Genomic DNA, 16787 nt, shown 5'->3' with positions numbered 1-16787 from the left:
CGCCGGAGCGCTCAGACCTTTCCAGCCCTTCTCCAGTACGAAACCACGGATGTCGCCAGCATCGTCTTTGGCCCAGACCACGAACACATCGGCGATCGGGCTGTTGGTGATCCACATCTTCGCGCCGGTCAGGCTGTAGCCACCGTCGACTTTACGTGCACGGGTAATCATCGCGCCCGGATCGGAACCGTGGTTTGGCTCGGTCAGGCCGAAGCAGCCGATCCACTCGCCGGAAGCCAGCTTCGGCAGGTATTTCTGCTTCTGTGCTTCAGTGCCGAATTCGTTGATCGGCACCATGACCAAGGAAGACTGCACGCTCATCATCGAGCGGTAGCCGGAGTCGACACGCTCGACTTCGCGAGCAATCAGACCGTAGCTGACATAGTTGAGACCGCTGCCGCCGTACTGCTCAGGGATGGTCGCGCCCAACAGGCCGACTTCGCCCATCTCGCGGAAGATCGCCGGGTCAGTCTTCTCATGACGGAAAGCTTCGAGAACACGCGGTGCGAGGCTCTGTTGAGCGAACTGCTCGGCGGTGTCGCGGATCATGCGCTCCTCTTCAGTGAGCTGTTGATCCAGCAGCAGGGGATCGATCCAGTTGAAGCTAGCTTTACCGCCCATGAGTGTGTCCTCGCAAATCGGGTGAATTAACGTGGCATTGATCGTAGGCGCGGTTCGCCGTCGCGGCAAACGAGGATTTCGCATTCTGTTGTGCTAATTTCTCACTCCGAAACGTCGCGAAATGCCTTTTATGCGGCGCATTAGTGAGGTTGATGTACATGCGCAGGAAGATCCCCAGCACCACAGCACTGATCAGTTTCGAGGCCGCCGCGCGTCACGAGAGCTTTACCCGCGCCGCTGAAGAACTTTCCCTCACCCAAGGCGCCATTTGCCGACAGATCGCCAGCCTAGAGGAGTTCCTCAGCGTGGAACTGTTCCGACGCTCGCGACGCGGAGTGAAACTGACCGAAGCAGGACTTTCCTACAGCCGCCGAGTCGCCACGCAACTTGATGCGGTCGAGCGCGACACCCTCTCGGTGATGGGCCAGCAAGGCACCAACGTGATCGAACTGGCGGTGGTGCCGACCTTTGGCACGCAATGGCTGCTACCGCGACTCAAGGATTTCCAGCTCAAACACCCGGAAGTCACCGTCAACCTGACCAACCGCACTCGCCCCTTCCTGTTTGCCGATACCGAGTTCGATGCAGCGATCTACTTCGGCGATGCCGACTGGTCGGGCACCGAATCCCACAGACTGATGGGCGAGAATCCGATGCCGGTGTGCAGCCCGGCCCTACTCGGTGACAAGACACATCTGACAGCCGAGGCAATCGCCGAGCTACCTTTGTTGCAGCAGACCACCCGCCCTTATGCCTGGCGCCAATGGTTCAACTCACAACACCTGAATATCCCCCGCGACATGACAGGTCCACGCTACGAGCTATTCTCCATGCTCGCCCAGGCCGCCATGCACGACATGGGCATTGCGCTGATCCCACCGTTCCTGATTCAACGTGAACTGGCCGAGAAGCGCTTGGTGATTGCCAACTCCCAGGCACTCTCGAGCATCAAGGCCTATTACCTGATGATTCCCGAACGAAAGGTCGAATCAGCGTCATTGAAGGCATTTCGTGACTGGCTGGTAACCCAGGCACAGAGCTACAGCCTTGAAGGGTAAAGGCTCACAGCGATAATTAACCCCGTAGTCAGGAAATCAAAAGCACTACAGATATAAGTATTTGTCGCAATTGCACAGACTGTATCCGAAAGTCGTACAGACGTCCCACAAGCGCCTGACGACGTGGCTTTGAGCCTTCATCAGCGACGCATTAGTACCTATTCACGTCACCGATGAGAAATTTTTCCATAATCGGCCAGAATCCTTGCAAGGCACGGCCTACAAGGGATTCAACTGGCCATCTGCGACATTCGGTCACGGCATGACTTGTAGTTAATTTTCCGTCACCCGTCATAATCCCTTGAAGGGCATAAAGTTCGCCTGCAAAATGCCGCGCCCCGCCCTGATTTGGCGGGATCGTGCTGATCGGCCGCCCCAGTCGCACCATCCGTAGTGCATGGGTTTACTCAATAAGATCACGCAGGAGATTTGACGTGCACATTGGTGTTCCTCTCGAAACCCAGACCGGTGAAACACGGGTTGCTGCAACCCCGGAAACCATTAAAAAGCTGATCAGCCAAGGTCATAAGGTCACTGTGCAAACCGGCGCCGGCGTAAAAGCCAGTGTGGTCGACAGTGCCTATGAAGCGGCAGGCGCAACCATTGGCAGTGCCAATGACGCGTTTGGCGCCGAGCTGATTCTCAAAGTGGTCGCCCCAAGCGATGCCGAACTGACGCTGATCAAGCGCGGTACGGTGCTGGTGGGCATGCTCAACCCGTTCAACAACGAAACCATCGCGAAGATGGCCGAGTGCGGCATTACCGCGTTCGCCCTCGAAGCGGCGCCGCGCACCTCGCGCGCGCAGAGTCTCGATGTGTTGTCGTCGCAGGCGAACATTGCCGGCTATAAGGCTGTGTTGCTGGCTGCTCACCACTACCCACGCTTCATGCCGATGCTGATGACCGCTGCGGGTACCGTGAAGGCGGCGCGTGTGCTGATTCTCGGCGCCGGTGTGGCAGGGTTGCAGGCGATCGCCACGGCGAAACGTCTGGGTGCGGTGATCGAAGCGTCCGACGTGCGTCCGGCGGTAAAAGAGCAAATCGAATCCCTCGGTGCGAAGTTCGTCGACGTGCCTTACGAAACCGATGAAGAGCGCGAATGCGCCGTCGGTGTCGGCGGTTACGCGCGGCCAATGCCAGCGAGCTGGATGCAGCGTCAGGCGCAGGCTGTGCACGAGCGCGCCAAGCAGGCTGATATCGTCATCACCACCGCGCTGATTCCGGGCCGCAAGGCGCCGACGCTGTTGAGCGCGGAGACTGTAGCGCAGATGAAACCGGGCTCGGTGGTCATCGATCTCGCGGCGGCTCAGGGCGGCAACTGCCCGTTGACCGTGGCCGATCAGGTCGTGGTCGAAAATGGCGTGACCATTTGCGGCCCAACCAATCTGGCCGGTGAAGTCGCTGCAGATGCCTCGGCACTGTACGCGCGCAACCTGCTGGACTTCCTCAAGCTGGTTTTCACCAAAGAAGGCCAGTTCGACGTCAACCTCGAAGACGACATCGTCGCCGCGTGCCTGATGTGCCGCGACGGCCAAGTCATCCGCAAAAACGCCTAAGCAGGGATTCAGACGATGGAAGAGCTTATCTCCCCCGGTATCTACAACCTGATCATCTTCGTGCTGGCGATTTATGTCGGTTACCACGTGGTCTGGAACGTTACACCTGCGCTGCACACGCCATTGATGGCAGTGACCAACGCCATCTCGGCGATCGTGATCGTCGGCGCCATGCTCGCTGCTGCACTGACTGTCACGCCGCTGGGCAAAACCATGGGCACCCTCGCCGTGGCACTGGCGGCGGTCAACGTGTTTGGTGGCTTCCTGGTCACCCGCCGCATGCTTGAGATGTTCAAGAAGAAAGCCCCGAAAGTAAAAGAAGAGGCGCCGAAGTAATGAGCATGAATCTCGTCACGACGCTCTACCTGATCGCGTCGATCTGTTTTATCCAGGCCCTCAAAGGCCTGTCGCACCCCACGACATCGCGGCGCGGCAACCTGTTCGGCATGCTCGGCATGGCCTTGGCCATCCTGACTACCGTCGGCCTCATCTATAAGTTGGGTGCTGAGCTGGCAACTGCCGGTATCGGTTACGTCATCGTCGGTCTGCTGGTCGGCGGCACTGCCGGTTCGATCATGGCCAAGCGCGTTGAAATGACCAAGATGCCGGAACTGGTCGCCTTCATGCACAGCATGATCGGCCTGGCAGCGGTGTTCATCGCGATCGCCGCAGTTGTTGAGCCGCAGTCGCTGGGCATTGTTAAACAGCTGGGCGACTCGATTCCGGCGGGCAACCGTCTGGAGCTGTTCCTCGGCGCTGCCATCGGTGCGATCACCTTCTCCGGTTCGGTGATTGCGTTCGGCAAGCTGTCGGGCAAGTACAAGTTTCGCCTGTTCCAGGGCGCCCCGGTACAGTTCGTTGGTCAGCACAAGCTGAACGCCGTACTGGGCCTGGCGACGCTGGCACTGGGCCTGACCTTCATGTTCACCGGCAACCTCACCGCGTTCGCGCTGATGCTGGCGCTGGCGTTCGTGATGGGTGTGCTGATCATCATCCCGATCGGCGGCGCCGACATGCCGGTGGTGGTGTCGATGCTCAACAGCTACTCGGGCTGGGCGGCGGCGGGAATTGGCTTCTCGCTGAACAACTCGATGCTGATCATCGCCGGTTCGCTGGTGGGTTCGAGCGGTGCGATCCTCTCGTACATTATGTGCAAGGCGATGAACCGTTCCTTCTTTAATGTACTGCTCGGTGGTTTCGGCAATACGGCCGATGCAGGTCCTGCCGGTGCGAAAGAAGCCCGTCCGGTGAAATCCGGTTCGGCTGACGACGCAACTTTCCTGCTGACCAACGCCGACACCGTGATCATCGTCCCGGGTTACGGCTTGGCAGTAGCGCGTGCACAGCATGCGCTGAAGGAATTGACCGAGAAGCTGACCCACCGTGGCGTGACCGTGAAGTATGCGATCCACCCGGTTGCCGGCCGTATGCCGGGGCACATGAACGTTCTGCTCGCCGAGGCCGAAGTGCCTTACGATCAGGTGTTCGAGATGGAAGACATCAACTCCGAGTTCGGCCAGGCCGACGTGGTGTTGGTGCTCGGCGCGAACGACGTGGTCAACCCGGCCGCGAAGAACGATCCGAAATCGCCGATTGCCGGCATGCCGATTCTCGAAGCGTTCAAGGCCAAAACCATCATCGTTAACAAACGCTCGATGGCCAGCGGCTATGCCGGTCTGGACAACGAGCTGTTCTATCTGGACAAGACCATGATGGTCTTCGGCGACGCGAAGAAAGTCATCGAAGACATGGTCAAAGCGGTCGAGTAATTCCCCGCTGCAAGACCGAACGCCCCGACTCGTCGGGGCGTTTTTGTTTGCGCAAACAGTCGGACAATTTGCCGCGTTGTTGCAGTTCCGGTAACGGTGTTTTACTTGAAACCCGCTAAATAGACGCCTCGTTTGCGACCTTGGTAGCGGGACAGGCGCCCGTCAAATTCACTAGACTGCGCATCCTGCTACTCGTTGCCCGAGATAATAATCCATGTACCGTGACCGTATTCGCCTGCCTTCGTTGTTGGATAAAGTGATGAGCGCCGCCGACGCTGCTGCTCTGATTGAGGATGGCATGACCGTCGGCATGAGCGGTTTCACCCGCGCCGGCGAAGCCAAAGCCGTCCCTCACGCATTGGCCGAGCGCGCCAAGATCACGCCGCTGAAGATCAGCCTGATGACCGGCGCCAGCCTGGGCAACGATCTCGACAAGCAACTGACCGAAGCCGGCGTGCTGTCGCGGCGCATGCCGTTCCAGGTCGACAGCACCTTGCGCAAGGCAATCAACGCCGGCGAGGTCATGTTCATCGACCAGCATCTGTCGGAAACCGTCGAGCAGTTGCGCAACCAGCAACTGAAGCTGCCAGACATCGCGGTCATCGAAGCCGTGGCCATCACCGAGCAAGGCCACATCGTGCCGACCACGTCGGTGGGCAACTCGGCGAGCTTCGCGATTTTCGCCAAACAGGTGATCGTCGAGATCAATCTGGCGCACAACGCCAACCTCGAAGGCCTGCACGACATTTATATCCCGACGTACCGCCCGACGCGCACGCCGATCCCGCTGGTGAAAGTCGACGACCGCATCGGCAGCACCGCGATTCCGATTCCGCCGGAGAAGATTGTCGCCATCGTCATCACCCAGCAGGCCGATTCGCCGTCCACCGTGTCGTCGCCGGACGTCGACACCAACGCCATCGCCGATCACCTGATTACCTTCTTCAAGCAGGAAGTCGACGCCGGGCGCATGACCAACAAGCTCGGCCCGTTGCAGGCCGGGATCGGCAACATTGCCAACGCGGTGATGTGCGGCCTGATCGATTCGCCGTTCGAAGACCTGACCATGTACTCCGAAGTGCTGCAGGATTCGACGTTCGACCTGATCGATGCCGGCAAGCTGAGTTTTGCTTCGGGCAGCTCGATCACCCTGTCGGAGCGCCGCAACAGCGACGTGTTCGGCAATCTGGAGAAGTACAAGGACAAACTGGTGCTGCGGCCGCAGGAGATCTCCAACCATCCGGAGGTGGTGCGGCGCCTGGGCATCATCGGCATCAACACGGCGCTGGAGTTCGACATCTACGGCAACGTCAATTCCACCCACGTCTGTGGCACGCGGATGATGAACGGCATCGGCGGTTCGGGTGACTTCGCGCGCAACGCGCATCTGGCGGTGTTCGTGACCAAGTCGATCGCCAAGGGCGGCGCGATTTCCAGTGTGGTGCCGATGGTCAGCCACGTTGACCATACCGAGCACGATGTCGACATTCTGGTGACCGAAGTGGGTCTGGCTGACTTGCGCGGCCTGGCGCCACGGGAGCGCGCGCGGGTCATCATCGATAACTGTGTGCACCCGGACTACCGTCAGGCACTGAACGATTACTTCACGGCAGCCTGTGCCATCGGTGGCCACACCCCGCACATCCTGCGTGAAGCCCTGAGCTGGCACATGAATCTGGAAGAAACCGGGCGCATGCTCGCTGTCTGATTCACACAGATAAACCGCCGACGCTAATACAGTTTGCGTCGGCGAACTTTCTCAAGCCTCCCCGCCTGACAAAAACTGTACTGCTGTACCGGTCGTTTCCTACAGCCTTTACCTACTTTTCCGAGTGAATCGAGCAAAAATGCACCACTTGAGTGCGGACAAGTACAGTTTGCTCAATTTTGACCCGTACACCCCCTATAAACAGTTAACTGGTCACTCACAATACAGTTGAACTGTATCTAGAGAGACTAGGCAAACGAGAGGATCATGGGCACCAGTCAAACCACTACCTGATCCCGCCACAAGCGGAAGGATGTCAACCATGGAACGTACACTCAGTTCCGAACTGTTCTTCGAAGACAAAGCTGTAAACACCCAGGCTTCCCTGCCTCTGCGCGTTATCGCCAACCTGATGTTGTGGCAGCGCCGCATCTCCAGCCGCCACCAACTGGCTCGTCTGGATTCGCGTCTGCTGGCTGACGCCGGTATCAGCGAAGCACAACGCTACGAAGAGCTGAGCAAGCCGTTCTGGCGCTAAGTAGCGTCGCTGGCTCTGGTCGTTAGACCCACCGCCAGCAACCCGAATTGAACAAACAAAACCCGTCGTGGGAAACCGCGACGGGTTTTGTCGTTTTGGGCTCTTAAAAAGCCATACCAGTACAGTTCACATAATTCGAAATTAGACCATTACAATTGTAGGAGCTGCCGAAGGCTGCGATCTTTTGATCTTGAAAATCCAAAGCAAAAGATCGCAGCCTTCGGCAGCTCCTACAGTTTTTCGTCTGGATGCTGGTTAGGTATCGGGTTCTGCGCCTAATATCCACGCAGAACGTGGCGAAAGCTGTGTCACTGGCGTCTGACTCCTCAGATACCGAGCCACCTCTCTCTACGGTTTATCCAAAGGAGTTACACCATGTCCCGTCTTCGTCTGCTCAGTGCCGCCGCCCTGTTGGCCGTGGCTGCCAACGCCAGCGCCACCAGCTTCATCGTGACCACCGACGCCGTTGTCGGCGCTCTGAAATCCTCGTCCGACGCCACGTCCGATGTGACTTCATCCTTCCGTGACGACAAAATTGTCCTTGCCGCCCGTGACGACGCTGCCAGCTTCGTGGCCAGCGAAGGTGAAATCCGTGGGGTGAAACTGGAAAGCGCACTGGATCACATCCGTCACCAGGCGCCACAGCTGCAAGCCACTGACGCACAACTGGCGCAGGCCATTCTGACGATCTAAGCGCCAGGTACCATTCGGGACACGCCGGTCGTGTCCCGATGTTTCGGCGCTGGCTCTGGCCCGGGCATTGCGCTAGCCTTTGGGCTCACCAAAAATTACCGAGTCCGATGCGCTTTCTTCCAAATCTACTGATTCCCTCCCTATTGTTCACCGCCTGCTGGACGGCGCCGGTTAATGCCTTTGATGCTTTCAACGCGTCGACCCAAGGCACCGTCGTCAGTGGTTACGCCACCAGCATGGTGTCTTCCGCACCGTTCGACCGTAAACTGCTGCTCGCCGCTCACGATGACGCGGCCGCGTTCGTTGCCAGTGACGGTGAATGGCGAGGTGCTCGTCTGGAATCCGCGCTGCATTACCTGCGCAAAACCCGGCCGAAACTTCATGTCAGCGACCTTGAACTGGCAGAAGCAATTCTCGTCCAATAGTTATCCTGTACCCCCAGTTATCCTTGCCCTTCCGGAGTCGTTCCATGCGTAGCCCGCTGATTGCTGCCGCCCTTGGCCTGTTTTTGTTGGCCGACGTGGCCCAGGCGCACACCCTGGTAGCCACCAGTAACATCATCGTTCGTGCCTCCCAGCGCACCATCGATTTCACCTCCGACACCACCACGTCGATTCGCGATTCGAAAATCATCCGCGAAGCCCACGACGACGCTGCCAGTTTCGTTGCCACTAACGGTGATATCCGTGGCGCGCATCTGGAAGCCGCGCTCAATACCCTGCGCACCCGTGTGCCGGAAGCGCGCGACGCCAGCGATCAGGTTCTCGCCGAAGCCATCCTCGCACTGTGAAGTCACTCGGCACCTGGCTGCTGGCCGGGGCGTTGTTGCTGCTTGGCAACAACGCCCACGCCGGCCTGCAATTGCGGCTCAAGACCGACGGTCTGAGCCCCGCTCAACAACAGGCCAGCCAGGCGCTGATCGATGAGGCGATGCAAAAGCTGCCGCCGAGCTTTATCGAGCGGCTGGATCGGCGCATCGATGTCGGCTGGACCGACGACATGCCCAGCAACGCCTATGGCCAGGCCACGCTGGTGGCCGAACTCGATCTGAATCGCAAACTGCTCGCCAGCCTGACTGACGGCAGCGCCGCCAAAGAAAAAACCAATCGCCCCCACGGCACTGTGCGCCAGGAACTGCTCGCCACGGTGCTGCATGAAATCACCCATATTTATGATCGCGCGCGCCTGTGGCCGACTGCCGAACGCACGCTGATCCAGCGTTGCACTCGACGGTTCAACAGCGCCGGGCTGATCGGCATACCGGACGAGTGTCGCGGTCAGAACGGCCGGCGCTTCACCCTCAGCGATGATCCGCGCCTGCTCGACCTCGCCGGTTGGCAGCAATACGTCGGTCGTCGTGGTGAGCGCGAACAACACAACCGGCAGATCGCTCGTAGCCCGGACCTGTACGAAATCTCCAGCCCCAAGGAGTTCGTCGCGGTCAATATGGAGTATTTCCTCCTCGACCCGAGTTATGCCTGCCGCCGCCCGGCGCTGTATCGCTATTACCAGGAGCACTTCGGCTGGGCTCCTCCGGCCAAGGACGCCTGCAGCAAAACCTTCTCGTTCCTCAATGCCGGCAACGACTTCGCCAAACAACCCCTGGGGCAAGTCGATCCGGAACGGGTCTATGCCGTCGACTACCTACTGGCCGAGGCTAATCAGAACTGGGTCAGCCGTTGGGGCCACAGCATGTTGCGTCTGGTGATCTGCGCACCGGGCCGCCCGCGCGGGCCGGATTGCCGACTCGATCTGGACCAGCATCTGGTGTTGTCCTACCGCGCCTTCGTCGGCGATGTGCAGCTGTCGAGCTGGGACGGACTGGTCGGCAAATACCCGTCGCGGCTGTTCGTGTTGCCGCTCGCGCAGGTCATCGACGAATACACCAAGACCGAACTGCGCAGCCTCGCTTCCGTGCCGTTGAACCTGTCACGGGACGAGATCGAGGGCGTAGTCGAGCATGCGGCCGAGATGCACTGGAGCTATGACGGCAACTACTTCTTCCTCTCCAACAACTGTGCGGTGGAAGGCCTGAAGCTGTTGCGCAGCGGCAGTGACAACAGCCAGTTCGTGGGTCTGGACAGCATCATGCCCAACGGCTTGCTGGAAGTGATGAAGGGCCGTGGTCTGGCGGACACCAGTGTGCTGGATGATCCGAAAGAAGCGTTGCGTCTTGGCTACCGCTTCGACTCGTTCCGCGATCGCTATCAGGCCATGTTCGATGTGCTTAAGAAGCAATTGCCGATCAAGCAGAACACCGTCGAAGAATGGCTTTCACTGACAGCCGAAGAACGCCGTGAGTGGTTTGAGCGCGCCGACTTGCGCACCAGCGCCGCGTTGTTGTTGCTGGAGCAGGCGAGTTATCGCCGCCAATTGCTGCTGGCACAAGACGAGGTCAAGCAACGCTACCTCGGCGCGCGGGAGCTGGAAAACGGCGGCATGGACAAGGCCAACGCGACCTTGCAGGAAATCCTCGCCAATAGCGGGTTCCTCAGCCGTCCGGCGGAATTGCTCGACGCCAAGGGTTACGGATTGCCACAGCCGACCGAGTTCACTCGACTGGAAGCGGAGAGCAGTCAGCGGCAGAAGAAGCTGCTCGCGCTGTCGGGCGATCTCGACGCCGAAGTGCGCAAGTTGCTGGAGCCCAAGCGGGCTGCGGAGATTGCGGCCAGCGAAGAGAACGTGAAGCAGATTGGCGCGCATCTGCGCAAACTGCACAAGGCCTCCGGCGGACTGGAGCTGCCCTGAAAAAAAGACCGCAGCCATTGGCTGCGGTCTTTTTTATTGCCTGCGGATCAATACAAAACGCCATCGAGAATTTCGTAGACGATCCCGGTGCCCACCGCGATCAGCACGATATCGCCCCCCGCCCGACGCCATTCATAACCCGGATACACCGGCAAACGACCCAACGCGCGACCGTCCAGACGTTCACCGTAATACCCATGCGGCAACGGCCGCCCACGCTCCAGATGAATCCCCGGAGGCGGCGGCGCACCGCGGACAAAGTAGCCATGATTGTCACGAATGGTCTGACGCACCGGGCCGAAGTCGTGCGGTGGCGGGCCACCTCGATGATCATTTTGCGGACCACGGTGATCATCACCGTGATTGTCGCCGCGGTTATCGTGCTGGCCCTGCTGTGGGCCGCCGTGGTCTTGATCATCGCGCTGATCGGCGCTGGCCAGCAGCGGAGTCGCACTGATCAACAGCACGCCCAGTCCGGCTATCAGACGTTTCGGCATTTTCATCGGGTATTTCCTCACGGCACAAACAGCAAAAAGGGCTTCAGAACGATGTTCTGAAGCCCTCGGTCTTGCTCATTTAGTCTGTGCCGCGAGGCGCTAATTCCTCTGTATCAGGAACTTTACCTTCAGCTGACGCGGGCCTTACGCACGCCTTCCGACAGTGCCGAGCACAAGCCCAATACGCCGTCGACGGCTTGAGCAGGCGTGGTCGCATTGGCGATGTGATCGATCAACGCCGAGCCCACCACCACGCCGTCGGCCAGACGTGCGATGGACGCTGCTTGCTCCGGCGTACGGATGCCGAAACCGATGCTGATTGGCAGATCGGTATGACGGCGCAGACGAGTTACCGCTTCCTCGACGTGCTCCAAGGTCGCCGCACCGGCACCGGTCACACCGGCCACCGACACGTAGTAAACGAAACCGGAGCTGCCATTGAGCACCTTCGGCAGACGCGCGTCGTCAGTGGTCGGCGTGGTCAGACGGATAAAGTCCAGACCGGCAGCCTGCGCCGGGTCGCACAGCTCGGCGTTGTGCTCAGGCGGCATGTCGACCACGATCAGGCCATCGACGCCGGCCTCTTTCGCGTCAGCGATGAAGCGTTCAACGCCATACATATGGATCGGATTGAAGTAGCCCATCAGTACCAGCGGCGTATCGCTGTTGCCTTCGCGGAACTCGCGAACCATTTGCAGGGTTTTCACCAGGTTCTGTTTGGCGCCCAGCGCACGGATGTTCGCCAGTTGAATCGCCGGGCCGTCGGCCATCGGGTCGGTAAACGGCATGCCCAGCTCGATCACGTCGGCGCCGGCACCCGGCAAGCCTTTGAGGATCGCCAGCGAAGTGTCGTAGTCCGGATCACCGGCAGTGACGAAGGTCACCAGCGCCGCGCGGTTCTGTTCTTTGAGGTCGGCAAAACGCGTTTGCAGGCGGCTCATCAGTGTTTCTCCTGCTTGGATGGCTCTTGTTGAGAGTTTTCCATATGGTGCATGACGGTCTGCATGTCTTTGTCGCCACGGCCCGACAGGTTGACCACCATCAGGTGATCCTTCGGCAGCTTCGGTGCGCGTTTGAACACTTCGGCCAGAGCGTGAGCGCTTTCCAGGGCAGGAATGATCCCTTCGAGGCGGCAGCATTTGTGGAACGCGTCGAGGGCTTCGTCGTCGGTCACCGAGGTGTATTGAACGCGGCCGATGTCATGCAACCAGGCGTGCTCAGGACCAATGCCGGGGTAATCGAGGCCAGCGGAGATCGAGTGAGCGTCAATGATCTGGCCATCGTCGTCCTGCAGCAGGAAGGTGCGGTTACCGTGCAACACACCCGGAACACCGCCATTCAGGCTGGCTGCGTGCTTACCGGTTTCGATGCCGTAACCGGCGGCTTCAACGCCGATGATCTCAACGCTCTTGTCGTCGAGGAACGGGTGGAACAGGCCCATCGCGTTGGAACCGCCACCGATGCACGCCACCAGGCTGTCCGGCAGACGGCCTTCCTGAGCCTGCAACTGATCACGGGTTTCCTTGCCGATCACGGCCTGGAAGTCGCGAACCATCGCCGGGTAAGGATGCGGGCCGGCCACGGTGCCGATCAGGTAGAAGGTGTTGTCGACGTTGGTTACCCAGTCACGCAGGGCTTCGTTCATCGCGTCTTTCAGGGTGCCGGTACCGGCCACCACAGGAATCACTTCAGCGCCCAGCAGCTTCATGCGAAAGACGTTGGCCTGCTGACGTTCAATGTCAGTGGTGCCCATGTAGATCACGCAATCCAGACCGAAACGCGCAGCGACGGTGGCGGTGGCCACGCCGTGCATGCCGGCGCCGGTCTCGGCGATGATGCGCTTTTTGCCCATGCGCCGCGCCAGCAGGATCTGGCCGATGCAGTTGTTGATCTTGTGCGCGCCGGTGTGGTTCAGCTCTTCGCGCTTGAGGTAAATCTTCGCTCCGCCGCAGAACTCGGTCAGGCGTTCAGCGAAATACAGCGGGCTCGGACGTCCGACGTAGTCGCGCTGGAAGTAGGCCAATTCTTCTTTGAACGCCGGATCTTCCTTGGCCGCTTCGTATTCGCGGGCCAGATCGAGGATCAACGGCATCAGGGTTTCCGCCACGTAGCGGCCACCGAACGAGCCGAACAGGCCGTTATCGTCCGGGCCGTTACGCAGATCAGAGGTGTTCGAAGTCTGGGTCATGAGTCGCTCCAGGTGAATTCGGGTCAAAAGACAATGACGACCACTCTACCCCTGACGGTCCAGGCTGAAAACCGATAAGATCGCCACAACCTGTCAGGAAAACTCACAGATACCATGAGCCACGACCTTCCCCCGTTGAACGCCTTGCGTGCGTTCGAAGCGACCGCCCGGCTGAACAGTGTCAGTCAGGCTGCCGAACAGCTTCACGTCACCCATGGCGCGGTCAGTCGTCAGCTCAAAGTGCTGGAAGAACACCTGGGCGTCAGTCTGTTCGTCAAGGATGGACGCGGCTTGAAACTCACAGATGCCGGCATGCGTTTGCGCGATGCCAGTGGCGAGGCGTTTGACCGGTTGCGCAGTGTTTGCGCGGAATTGACGCAAAGCACGGCGGATGCGCCTTTCGTACTGGGTTGCTCGGGAAGTCTGCTGGCGCGCTGGTTTATCCCGCGCTTGGGGCGATTGAATGCCGATCTGCCGGATTTGCGCCTGCATCTGTCGGCGGGTGAAGGCGATCTCGATCCACGACGTCCGGGACTGGATGCTTTGCTGCTGTTCGCCGAGCCACCATGGCCTGCGGACATGCAGGTATATGAACTGGCCGCAGAACGCATCGGTCCGGTCATGAGTCCGCTGTTCAGTGGTTATCTGCGCCTGGAAACCGCGCCAGCCTCGGCGCTGCTCAATGAACCGCTGCTGCACACCACTTCGCGTCCGCAAGCCTGGCCGAGTTGGGCGCAGCAGAACGCACTCGACGCAAAAGCGTTGAAGCTGGGGCAAGGTTTCGAGCATTTGTATTACTTGCTGGAAGCAGCAGTGGCAGGCCTTGGCGTGGCCATCGCGCCGGAGCCGTTGGTGACGGAAGATTTGAAGGCCGGTCGCCTGGTTGCGCCATGGGGCTTTTGTGAAACCCCGGCGCAACTGGCGTTGTGGCTACCCAAGCGCGCCGCAGACGGGCGCGCCCGGCAACTGGCGCAGTGGCTCAAGAACGAACTGCGCCAGACGGATCACTCGCCGCGCTTGAACAGCAAGTAAGCCGCCAGCAGACCGATCGCACCGACGGCCACACCGGCCGTCGTCCATGGATGTTCCTGGGCGTAATCACGGGTAGCGATCCCGGTTTCGCGGGTTTTCACTTTGACTTCTTCATAGGCATCGCTGAGCAGATGGCGCGAGTGCTTCAGCGCACTTTCGGCATTGCTTTTCAGCGCCTTGAGGGTCTTGCGCGACTCGTCCGAAGCGTCGTCCTTCAAGCTTTCCAACGATTTGAGCAGACTCTCGATCTCGGCTTCCATGCTTTGCAACGAGGCTTTACGTAAAGAGGTGTTGGCCATGGTGGCTCTCCTGCATTGGTGATGAGTGGCGTGTGTTGGTTGGGACTTCAGCGGTTTGAGAAAGTGCAGAAAATCTGAACTTCGCCTGCGCGCAGCCACCGAATCAACAGTGCAGATTCACTGCTAGTCTCAATTCCACACGCCTAGGAGATCGCCATGAGTGACCATCACACGTACAAGAAAGTCGAGCTGGTCGGTTCGTCCGCCAGCAGCATCGAAGACGCCATCAACAACGCGCTGGCCGAAGCCAACAAGAGCATCAAGCATCTTGAGTGGTTTGAAGTGGTCGATACCCGTGGCCACATCAAGGACGGCAAGGCTGCGCACTTTCAGGTGACGCTGAAAGTCGGCTTCCGCATTGCCAGCAGCTGAGTTTGGTCTAGTCTTCTGAACTTGCGCGCTGGCCGAGTGCCATAGGAATGGCAAAGCGCTACAGGGCGAGTGCATCGGGTGGATGACCTGATGCCCGCCTCTTTCAATCCGACCAGGGAGTGCGACCGATGAAGAAGTTCATGTTGGCAGTAGGTTTGTTGAGCCTTGCGGGTGGTGCGTTTGCTGCCGGTAAGCCATGTGAAGAGCTGAAAAGCGAGATTGCGGCGAAGCTGGATGCCAAGGGCGTTTCCGGGTATTCGCTGGAGATTGTCGACAAGGGCGCGGCCGCTGGTGGCGACGTCGTTGGCACCTGCGAAGCTGGCTCCAAGGAAATCGTCTACAAGCGCGGTTGATCGTGACTGAAATGCCAAAGCCGACGTGAAGGCGTCGGCTTTTTTGTGTCCGGTATTTGAGATTTTGGGTGGGTTTGAAATCTAACCCCCTCACCCCAGCCCTCTCCCCCAGGGGGGCGAGGGGGAAAGGGAGCAGATCGGGGGTTGTTCAGAGCCTGAGTACGACTGGAATTTCAGGTCGGCGTATCTCGAACAGTCAACCCGGTCAGTACCCTCTCCCTCCGGGAGAGGGTTAGGGTGAGGGGCTTTTCAGCCCTTCATGACCTGCGCCAACAACTCGTACGAATGCACGCGATCAGCATGCTCATACAGATCACTGGTAAAAATCAGCTCATCCGCCTGCGTCTGCTCAACCAGCACTTCCAGCTTGGCGCGGATCTTCTGCGGGCTCCCCACCATCGCCAGCCCCAGGAAATCCCCCACCGCCTCACGCTCATGCGGTAGCCACAGCCCGTCCATGGTTTTCACCGGCGGACGCTGCACCAGACTCTGCCCACGCATCAACGCAAGAATGCGCTGGTACACCGAAGTCGCGAGGTAATCGGCTTGTTCATCGGTATCGGCGGCCACCAGCGGCACGCCGAGCATCACGTACGGTTTGTCGAGCACCGCCGAAGGCTTGAAGTGATTGCGATAAACGCGGATCGCCTCATGCATGAAGCGCGGAGCGAAATGCGAGGCGAAGGCGTAAGGCAAGCCGCGCTCACCAGCCAATTGCGCGCTGAACAGGCTGGAACCCAGCAGCCAGATCGGCACATTGGTGCCGGTGCCCGGCATCGCGATCACCCGCTGATCCGGCGTGCGCGGGCCGAGGTAGCGCACCAGTTCGGCGACGTCTTCGGGGAAATCATCGGCGCTACCGGAGCGCTCACGGCGCAAGGCGCGGGCGGTCATCTGATCGGATCCGGGAGCACGGCCCAGGCCGAGGTCAATCCGGCCCGGGTACAGACTTTCCAGTGTGCCGAACTGCTCGGCAATCACCAACGGCGCATGGTTGGGCAGCATCACGCCGCCGGAGCCGACACGAATCGTCGACGTACCGCCAGCCAGATAGCCGAGCAGAACAGACGTCGCAGAACTGGCGATGCCGTCCATGTTGTGGTGTTCGGCCACCCAGAACCGCGTGTAGCCGAATTTCTCGACGTGCTGCGCCAGATCCAGCGAATTGCGCAGCGATTGCGCCGGGCTGCCGTTCTCGCGTACCGGTACCAGATCGAGGGTGGAAAATTTTACGTCGGACAGTTGCTTCATAAACCTGCGTCTCCGAGTGAGGAGGCAGGCTTTTCTTGCGAACGAAAACCTGCCAAATCCATAAGCGTGTTTTGTGCAATGAGGGCATATACCCGAGTTTCAAT

General features: G+C 59.5%; 19 protein-coding genes (1 of these 19 cut by a window edge). 13 read left to right on the top strand and 6 right to left on the bottom strand.

Annotated features, from left to right (window positions below):
- On the bottom strand, nt 1-621 hold the 5' portion of the coding sequence (locus tag AC5SEM_RS26645; protein ID WP_007953903.1) for an acyl-CoA dehydrogenase. It extends 561 nt beyond the left edge of the window; only the first 621 of its 1182 coding nucleotides appear in the window; its start codon is at nt 619-621; its stop codon lies beyond the left edge, outside the window.
- Between the two features lie 158 nt (nt 622-779).
- Between AC5SEM_RS26645 and AC5SEM_RS26640 the strand changes: the two genes are divergently transcribed.
- The 10 genes from AC5SEM_RS26640 (at nt 780) to AC5SEM_RS26595 (ending at nt 10691) form a co-directional block, all read left to right on the top strand.
- On the top strand, nt 780-1679 hold the full coding sequence (locus AC5SEM_RS26640) for a LysR family transcriptional regulator (RefSeq protein WP_137219445.1): 900 nt from the start codon (nt 780-782) through the stop codon (nt 1677-1679).
- 434 nt (nt 1680-2113) lie between these two features.
- Entirely contained in the window at nt 2114-3235 is a 1122-nt protein-coding gene (locus tag AC5SEM_RS26635) for a Re/Si-specific NAD(P)(+) transhydrogenase subunit alpha (protein ID WP_007911649.1), read from the top strand.
- 15 nt (nt 3236-3250) lie between these two features.
- The gene (locus AC5SEM_RS26630) at nt 3251-3571 is read left to right on the top strand and encodes an NAD(P) transhydrogenase subunit alpha part 2 (RefSeq protein ID WP_003187417.1); all 321 of its coding nucleotides are present in this window, start codon (nt 3251-3253) and stop codon (nt 3569-3571) included.
- Nucleotides 3571-5004: an NAD(P)(+) transhydrogenase (Re/Si-specific) subunit beta gene (locus tag AC5SEM_RS26625; protein WP_093429468.1), complete on the top strand. Its 1434-nt coding sequence runs from the start codon at nt 3571-3573 to the stop codon at nt 5002-5004. The genes AC5SEM_RS26630 and AC5SEM_RS26625 overlap by 1 nt, the downstream gene beginning before the upstream one ends.
- 214 nt (nt 5005-5218) lie before the next feature.
- Nucleotides 5219-6712 (top strand): succinyl-CoA:acetate CoA-transferase ScpC, encoded by a 1494-nt coding sequence (gene scpC / locus AC5SEM_RS26620; RefSeq protein WP_495471617.1) that lies wholly within the window; start codon nt 5219-5221, stop codon nt 6710-6712.
- A gap of 322 nt (nt 6713-7034) precedes the next feature.
- A complete protein-coding gene (locus AC5SEM_RS26615; RefSeq protein WP_007911656.1) occupies nt 7035-7250 on the top strand; it encodes a DUF1127 domain-containing protein in 216 nt (71 codons plus the stop codon).
- 375 nt (nt 7251-7625) lie between these two features.
- A complete protein-coding gene (locus tag AC5SEM_RS26610; protein WP_007911658.1) occupies nt 7626-7943 on the top strand; it encodes a DUF2388 domain-containing protein in 318 nt (105 codons plus the stop codon).
- Nucleotides 7944-8050: 107 nt separating this feature from the next.
- Nucleotides 8051-8368 (top strand): DUF2388 domain-containing protein, encoded by a 318-nt coding sequence (locus AC5SEM_RS26605; RefSeq protein ID WP_122596922.1) that lies wholly within the window; start codon nt 8051-8053, stop codon nt 8366-8368.
- A gap of 44 nt (nt 8369-8412) precedes the next feature.
- Nucleotides 8413-8733, top strand: coding sequence for a DUF2388 domain-containing protein (locus AC5SEM_RS26600; protein ID WP_007911662.1), 321 nt, complete (start codon nt 8413-8415; stop codon nt 8731-8733).
- Nucleotides 8730-10691 carry a DUF7844 domain-containing protein gene (locus tag AC5SEM_RS26595; protein ID WP_495471616.1) on the top strand — a complete coding sequence of 654 codons (1962 nt, stop codon included), beginning with the start codon at nt 8730-8732 and terminating at the stop codon, nt 10689-10691. The genes AC5SEM_RS26600 and AC5SEM_RS26595 overlap by 4 nt, the downstream gene beginning before the upstream one ends.
- Nucleotides 10692-10738: 47 nt before the next feature.
- On the opposite strand, the gene AC5SEM_RS26590 is transcribed toward AC5SEM_RS26595, so the two are convergent.
- The 3 genes from AC5SEM_RS26590 to trpB form a co-directional block, all read right to left on the bottom strand.
- Nucleotides 10739-11194 carry an anti-virulence regulator CigR family protein gene (locus AC5SEM_RS26590; protein ID WP_495471615.1) on the bottom strand — a complete coding sequence of 152 codons (456 nt, stop codon included), beginning with the start codon at nt 11192-11194 and terminating at the stop codon, nt 10739-10741.
- Nucleotides 11195-11316: 122 nt separating this feature from the next.
- Nucleotides 11317-12129, bottom strand: coding sequence for a tryptophan synthase subunit alpha (gene trpA, locus AC5SEM_RS26585; RefSeq protein ID WP_123593399.1), 813 nt, complete (start codon nt 12127-12129; stop codon nt 11317-11319).
- The gene (gene trpB, locus AC5SEM_RS26580) at nt 12129-13376 is read right to left on the bottom strand and encodes a tryptophan synthase subunit beta (protein ID WP_077575227.1); all 1248 of its coding nucleotides are present in this window, start codon (nt 13374-13376) and stop codon (nt 12129-12131) included. Before trpB ends, trpA begins: the two co-directional genes overlap by 1 nt.
- A gap of 114 nt (nt 13377-13490) precedes the next feature.
- On the opposite strand from trpB, the gene AC5SEM_RS26575 reads away from it, so the two are divergent.
- Nucleotides 13491-14408 (top strand): LysR family transcriptional regulator, encoded by a 918-nt coding sequence (locus AC5SEM_RS26575; protein WP_495471614.1) that lies wholly within the window; start codon nt 13491-13493, stop codon nt 14406-14408.
- Here AC5SEM_RS26575 and AC5SEM_RS26570 read toward each other — a convergent pair.
- Complete coding sequence (locus AC5SEM_RS26570) at nt 14381-14707, bottom strand: ElaB/YgaM/YqjD family protein (RefSeq protein WP_007911686.1); 327 nt, start codon at nt 14705-14707, stop codon at nt 14381-14383. The two genes, AC5SEM_RS26575 and AC5SEM_RS26570, sit on opposite strands and share 28 nt — an antisense overlap.
- Nucleotides 14708-14863: 156 nt before the next feature.
- On the opposite strand from AC5SEM_RS26570, the gene AC5SEM_RS26565 reads away from it, so the two are divergent.
- On the top strand, nt 14864-15079 hold the full coding sequence (locus tag AC5SEM_RS26565; RefSeq protein WP_007911688.1) for a dodecin: 216 nt from the start codon (nt 14864-14866) through the stop codon (nt 15077-15079).
- A gap of 128 nt (nt 15080-15207) precedes the next feature.
- Nucleotides 15208-15432: a DUF1161 domain-containing protein gene (locus AC5SEM_RS26560; protein WP_150795092.1), complete on the top strand. Its 225-nt coding sequence runs from the start codon at nt 15208-15210 to the stop codon at nt 15430-15432.
- 249 nt (nt 15433-15681) lie between these two features.
- On the opposite strand, the gene AC5SEM_RS26555 is transcribed toward AC5SEM_RS26560, so the two are convergent.
- Nucleotides 15682-16683 carry an LLM class flavin-dependent oxidoreductase gene (locus AC5SEM_RS26555; RefSeq protein ID WP_034152274.1) on the bottom strand — a complete coding sequence of 334 codons (1002 nt, stop codon included), beginning with the start codon at nt 16681-16683 and terminating at the stop codon, nt 15682-15684.
- Between the last annotated feature and the right edge of the window lie 104 nt (nt 16684-16787).

It is taken from the genome of Pseudomonas sp. CH61 (assembly GCF_059429415.1).
The sequence above is the reverse complement of the archived record's forward strand: the minus strand, read 5'-3'. Positions and strand labels throughout refer to the sequence as shown.